Consider the following 5,658-nt stretch of genomic DNA (forward strand, 5'->3'; position numbering starts at 1 on the left):
AGGACGGTCCGCGCGCCGCCACCGAAGTGCCGTCGAGCGGACCGTCCCTCACCCCTCAGCCAAATCCCCCGTCGGGCCGCGTATCACCAGAGATTGACGAAGTTCACCGCGACATTCTCGTTGTCCTGGTCGATCACCGTGAAGCCGGAACCGTTCACATTGGCGGTGTTGTTCTGGTTGGACGCACCGGCACCCGTCGCAACCTGCTGAGTGGTGGTCGAATTGCCGGAGTTGTCGTCACCGACGCCACTGCCGACGATCGTGGCCACGCTGGCGTTCGATCCGTCGTCCGCGAAGTCGTCGGCCGACGCCGAAGTCGTGAAGAGGGCCGCGGCGAGGGGCAGGGCGGCGACGGCGGCGAAGACGCGGGCGGTACGGAAGCTTGCCATGTCAGTTCCTCCAGGAACGAGATCTTCATGAACGAGAAGTACGGCTCTTGTCCGGACAGTTGGCCGACCGCCCCGACGTTGTGCTCGACGTCGCGGATCAAGAATTGCCCACCGAATCCCCGGCGAACCAGGCCTGACGGGGTTATTCCCTCGCAAGCGTGAGGACAAGTCGATAAACCCCCTTCCTGACATCAACAGGCCAGTTCGGCCGCTATCGACCCGTACGGGCCGCACCACGATCCGTCTCCCGCAAGGGGTGAAGCGTTTCGGCATGCTTTCGGCCAATCTTTCCCACTCCCGTTCTTCGAACATCAGTGCGAACATGGATCCATGGCCATCACAGCCCGGCACACGACCAACCTGGCCCTCGATTACGCCCTCTCCGCCGCCGAGAGCGGGTTCCCCGTCATCCCGCTGTCCCCCAGCAAGCTCCCCGCCCTGCGCTCACCACACCGCAACGAGCCCGGTTCCGGCGGCACGACCGGCGGGACCGGCGTCTGTCGTGGCGAGTGCGGCCTCCTGGGCCACGGCGTGTACGACGCGACGACCGACCCCGACGCCGTACGGGCGCTGTTCGCCGCCGCGCCCTGGGCGACGGGTTACGGCATCGCCTGCGGACGGGCGCCGCACCATCTGATCGGCGTCGATCTGGACGTGACGCCGACGACGGCCACGGCCACGGGCTCGGGCTCGACGGACGGCCATGCGGGCGGCTCGAACGGCGCGCAGGACCCGACCCCGGACTCGGTCGCCGCACTCCAGCAGCTCGCCTTCCAGCACCTGTTCACGCTGCCGGAGACCGTGGTCGTACTCACCCCGAGCGGCGGCCGGCACATCTGGCTGTCGGGTCCGGCCAGGATCACCGTCCCCAACTCGGCGGGCCGCCTGGCACCGGGCATCGATGTGCGGGGCGCGGGCGGCTATCTCGTCGGTCCCGGCTCCGTCACCGCCCGGGGCGCGTACCGCCTCGCCCCCGGCTCCGCCGGGCTCACCCCGGCGCCCTGCCCGCGCGCGCTGCTACGCCTGCTCACGCCCCCCGAGCGCGGGCGCCACGCAGGCCCCGGAGGACACCGGGGCGGCCGTCCGGCGCAGGGGCACGGACTCGTCCAGTTCGTACTCGCCGCGCACGCGGGCCAGCGCAACACCCGCCTGTTCTGGGCGGCCTGCCGGGCGTACGAGCACGGCTTCGGCGACTCCCTCGCGGAGACGCTCGTCGACGCCGCCGTACGGACGGGCCTCACGGAACGCGAGGCGCGCGCGACGATCGCGTCGGCGTCACGCCTGACGGCGGGGCCGGCATAGGTACGCAGGAAGGGGCGTTCACCGGCGTGGTGCCGGTGAACGCCCCTCCGCCTTCCGCTCTTACTGCACGCCGATGCTCAACGTGGCCGTGTTGTTGACCTTGTTGGTGTCGTAGACGGGCTCGATGTCGTAGTTGGAGGTGGCCTTGACCTGGCCGGACGTGTCCGCCTTCCGCCCCTTGTCGATCCTCAGGACGAAGGCGAACGCCTCGGTCTCACCGACCTCCAGGGTGTAGTCGTCCTCCTGGCAGACGTACTTCGGGTGCCCCGGCTCCGAAGGTCCGGTCGGTCCGTCGATCCCGAACGGCCTGCACTCCTCGGGGACTTCGACGGCCTTCGTGCCCTTGGGGATGTTCACGAGGAGCGCCGGGTGGTCGTCGCTCTCGTTGTTCTGGATCCAGCCCGGTCCGTCGTTGCGGATCGACGGCGTGACGACGACCTCACCGCCGGGCTTCCCCTTGGCCTTGTCCCCCGTGGCGACGAGGTCGGCCGAGTTGTCGGTGTCCAGCGCGAGGCGGCGGTGGGCCTCGTCGTAACCCTCCCCCGGGTCCTCACCGGTGCGGCTCGTGCCGTACTCGACGACCTCCATCAGCGCCTTCTTCAGCACCTTGAACCTCACCGGCACCGTGTAGCTCTCGCCCGGCGCGATGCCGACGTCCAGCTCGCACACGGCCTGCCTGACCTTGTCCCCGACCGTCGAGTACGTACAGCCGTCGACGGGCTGGGTGAAGGCCAGTCCGCGGGTGAGCCGCAGCCGGAAGGTGACACCGTCGGTGGCGGCGGTGCCGTTGTTGGTGAGCGTGACGGAGTCGTCGCGGACCTCGCCGGGCCTGAGCTGATTCCCCGACAGCTCGGACACGGACAGATCGGGCGCGACGGGCTCGTCCGCGTACGCGCCGGGGGCGAGGGCGAGCGGGAGGGCGGCGGCGACCGCGACCGCGGCCACCGTTGTCGAAGTCAGGCGCGCAAGGCGCTTGTGCTGGCGCACGGTGAGTCTCCTCGAACGTACAGAAGCGGGACAGCGTGTCCCACTGGTCACCTGCTAGACACCGGAATTCCAGGCCTGGTTGTGCGTCGAGTTGTGGAGGATCGATGACCGGGCCCGGGGCCCGGGAGGGCGGGCGCCGGCGCCCGCCCTCTTCAGGAGGCGAACGCCGACGCGTGCCGGATCAGCACATCTTGTAGTCGACCCGGGTCGAGTTGTACGAGCAGGTGTCCACCGTGGCTCCGTTGGACTTCTTGAGCGTGGCCTTGTCGCGGTCGTTGTTCCACACGTACGCGGCGCGCCCCTGGTAGCGGTTGGCGGTGGTGTTCGTACCCCTGCCCGTGCGCACGGTCACCGTCTTGCCCCGCGCGAGGGAGTAACTGCCGAACGTGTACTTGTGGTTCGACCCGTCGACGACCGACCACCCCGTCAGGCTGACCGCCCTGGTGGTGGTGTTGCGGATCTGCACGTACTCGCCGTTGAGGCTGGTGTTGGAGCGGTTGTCCGTGCCGGGGCTGTCGTAGTAGATCTTGTACAGGTGTACCGACCCGGCGGCCTGCGCCTGCGACGGCAACAGAACCGTTCCGGCGACCACCGCGGCGGTCGCGGCGACGGTGGAGAGCGTGCGGGAATAGCGCATGTGCGTCCTTCTGATCGAGGCCGGGCACCCCCCAAAGGGCCCGGCAGGCGGCCAGATTATGACCAAGCACCCGCAACTGATCGCCTTTTCCGAAAAAAGGACATACCAGCCGGTAGCGTCGCCGACTCCCGTACAGTGAGGCAGTTTTCGTCCGATTCCTGCCCGGCGGGCGTCTTGCCGGTCCCCGGCAACGAGCGGCGCCTCATAGGTGCATACCTCACCCATGTCGCTTCCCACTCCCGTCGTCCCACAATGCGCGGGTGACACCCGAGAAGACCGACGCACCCCACCCGCGGAACCGCGCGACGATGCGCCGCGCGGCGGTGCTGGGCTCCCTGTGCGCGCTGGTGGCGGCGTGGCTGCTGCTGGTCAACGTGCGCGGGGCGCTCGACGACGAACGCGCCTTCAGGGCGGCGGTGAGCTGCGACTCGGGCGACGACTGCCTGCGGACGACCGAGGCGCGGATCGACCGGACCGAGCGGGTGGAGGGTAAGAAGACGGCGTCGTACTTCCTGTACGTCACCGAGGCGGACGGCACGACCAGCAGCCCCCGTCTCTGGGGCAGCCCGTCCGACCCCCCGGCCGCCTCGACGGGGACGCGCGTCGAGGTCACGTACTGGCGGGGGCAGATCCGGTACGTCGACTTCGACTCCGCACGCCGCCACACGACGGCGGACCCACGCGGCGGCTACCGCCCCTTCGCCTCCTTCGGCCTCGCGATCGGCGTCTTCGGCGCGGGCATCCTGTGGGTCTCGTACTGGTGGGCACGCCACTCCCGGTCGACGCTCCGGGCGGACCCGTGGCAGGTCGGCGTCCCGATCACGGGCGCGGTGCTCCTCACCCTGCCCGGGGCGGGAGCGCCCTGGGCCACCGACAGCTTCGGATCGGCGCTCCGGCTCCTCGGCCTGTGCTCACTGGCGGTCCTCGCGGTCTGCTCGGTGGCCGCCCTGATCGTGAGACGGCGCCAGCGGGGCGACGACACCATCGCGATGACCCCGTCCGTACCGACGGAGGAACGGATCTTCGCCGCCCGGATCGTGGGCGAAGTCCCCTACGCGACCCAGGCGTTCCTGGTGGCCGGCCCCACTTCCCTCTTTTCGACCCCCGACCCGACGGGCGCTGCGTTCCGCCGCCGAATCCCCGACACCCTGTCCCCGGTCCGCGTCCGCCCGCCGTACTGGAGGGACCCGGACCACCACAACTACGGCGCAAAGGCCGTGGTGCTGGAGTGCGAGGACAAGGGCACGCCGGTGCTGGTCGTCACGGCCAGGACGAACATGCCCTGGCTCCTGGGCACGCTCGGCCCGCCGTCCCCGGGCACCGCACCGTCGAACTCCGCGAGCTGTGCGCCGAGTTGATCACCAGCAACGTGGGCACTCACCGTCGGACAGCCGCATACGGCGACTCGGCCGAAGGAGACCGCGGGTTCTGTCGCGGCGGTACGGGGACGACTGTCCTGGCGCGGGGGCCGCTGCGGCGGTGACGGTCCGGTGAGAAAGGCTGCCGGCCCACGGGCCGGACCGCCCGCCGGCGACCGGTACCGACTCCGCTCACCTCTGCGGAAGAAGGGGGCTCACAAGGCCGTCCGGCGCGGCTCCCGCGCGGTGTGCTCTGCCGACCGCATCCTTCGTCATGGGCGCGGAGCACTACCGGACCCGACCGCGCCGGGGAGGCGAACAGCATGCGTGATCACGAGGGCGACGCCGGCCCTACGGGGCGAGGGCGCACCGGCGCACACGATCGCGGGCGCGGCGACGAGACCCCGGAAGAGCGCGCCGACCGGCGCTGGGGCGATCTGCTCCAAGAGCTGAGAGTCGCCCAGACAGGGGTTCAGATCCTTTTCGGATTCCTGCTCACCGTCGTCTTCCAGCAGCGATTCACCGACCTCTCGGACACCGACCGGCACATCTACACCGTGACCGTGGTCCTGGGCGCTGCCACCGTCGGGGCCCTGGTGGGCCCGGTCGCACTGCATCGCCTTCTCACCGGCCGGCGGCTCAAGCCGGAGACGGTGCTCCTGGCCTCCCGTCTGACCGTGCTCGGACTCGTCCTCCTGCTGTGCACCATGACGTCATCGCTGCTCCTGGTGCTTCGACTGGCGGTCCAGGACGCCTGGGCCGCCTCGCTGGTCGGCGCGATGGCGGTCTGGTTCCTGCTCTGCTGGTTCGTGGTCCCGCTCTGGGCACGGCATCGGGGCAACCCTGTGGAAGACGACTGAGCGCCGACGCCGCCGGCGAGATCGTCGAAACAGCGCTCGCCGGACCCCGCGCCGGTCTGGTCGGACCTCTCCGAGCATGAACGTCGCCATCGGCTCACCGGGTGGTGTCGTGGCGGAGGTGGTCG

Annotated in this window: 6 protein-coding genes; 3 read left to right on the forward strand and 3 right to left on the reverse strand. The window is 70.1% G+C overall.

The genetic code is table 11. The features are described from left to right. Positions 1 to 83: 83 nt before the first annotated feature. A complete protein-coding gene (locus GXP76_RS33510; RefSeq protein ID WP_242575392.1) occupies positions 84 to 389 on the reverse strand; it encodes a hypothetical protein in 306 nt (101 codons plus the stop codon). 330 nt (positions 390 to 719) lie between these two features. On the opposite strand from GXP76_RS33510, the gene GXP76_RS33515 reads away from it, so the two are divergent. After that, a complete protein-coding gene (locus GXP76_RS33515; RefSeq protein ID WP_242575393.1) occupies positions 720 to 1,691 on the forward strand; it encodes a bifunctional DNA primase/polymerase in 972 nt (323 codons plus the stop codon). A gap of 60 nt (positions 1,692 to 1,751) precedes the next feature. Here GXP76_RS33515 and GXP76_RS33520 read toward each other — a convergent pair whose 3' ends face one another. Together GXP76_RS33520 and GXP76_RS33525 are read right to left on the reverse strand one after the other, a co-directional pair. Next, positions 1,752 to 2,678 (reverse strand): hypothetical protein, encoded by a 927-nt coding sequence (locus GXP76_RS33520; RefSeq protein ID WP_242575394.1) that lies wholly within the window; start codon positions 2,676 to 2,678, stop codon positions 1,752 to 1,754. Positions 2,679 to 2,859: 181 nt separating this feature from the next. Beyond that, positions 2,860 to 3,315 (reverse strand): lamin tail domain-containing protein, encoded by a 456-nt coding sequence (locus tag GXP76_RS33525; RefSeq protein ID WP_242575395.1) that lies wholly within the window; start codon positions 3,313 to 3,315, stop codon positions 2,860 to 2,862. A 260-nt stretch (positions 3,316 to 3,575) separates the two neighbouring features. Between GXP76_RS33525 and GXP76_RS33530 the strand changes: the two genes are divergently transcribed. Together GXP76_RS33530 and GXP76_RS33535 are read left to right on the forward strand one after the other, a co-directional pair. Further along, positions 3,576 to 4,673 (forward strand): hypothetical protein, encoded by a 1,098-nt coding sequence (locus GXP76_RS33530; protein ID WP_242575396.1) that lies wholly within the window; start codon positions 3,576 to 3,578, stop codon positions 4,671 to 4,673. Positions 4,674 to 4,996: 323 nt separating this feature from the next. Beyond that, a complete protein-coding gene (locus GXP76_RS33535; protein WP_242575397.1) occupies positions 4,997 to 5,533 on the forward strand; it encodes a DUF6328 family protein in 537 nt (178 codons plus the stop codon). Positions 5,534 to 5,658: the final 125 nt, after the last annotated feature.

Origin of the sequence: Streptomyces sp. NP-1717 (genome assembly GCF_022695985.1) — a bacterium.
Lineage (GTDB): Bacteria > Actinomycetota > Actinomycetes > Streptomycetales > Streptomycetaceae > Streptomyces.

Excerpts from the sequence above, each read along its gene's own strand:
- GXP76_RS33510 (WP_242575392.1), bottom strand. The coding sequence starts at position 389 with ATGGCAAGCTTCCGTACCGCCCGCGTCTTCGCCGCCGTCGCCGCCCTG.
- GXP76_RS33515 (WP_242575393.1), top strand. The coding sequence starts at position 720 with ATGGCCATCACAGCCCGGCACACGACCAACCTGGCCCTCGATTACGCC.
- GXP76_RS33525 (WP_242575395.1), bottom strand. The coding sequence starts at position 3,315 with ATGCGCTATTCCCGCACGCTCTCCACCGTCGCCGCGACCGCCGCGGTG.
- GXP76_RS33535 (WP_242575397.1), top strand. The coding sequence starts at position 4,997 with ATGCGTGATCACGAGGGCGACGCCGGCCCTACGGGGCGAGGGCGCACC.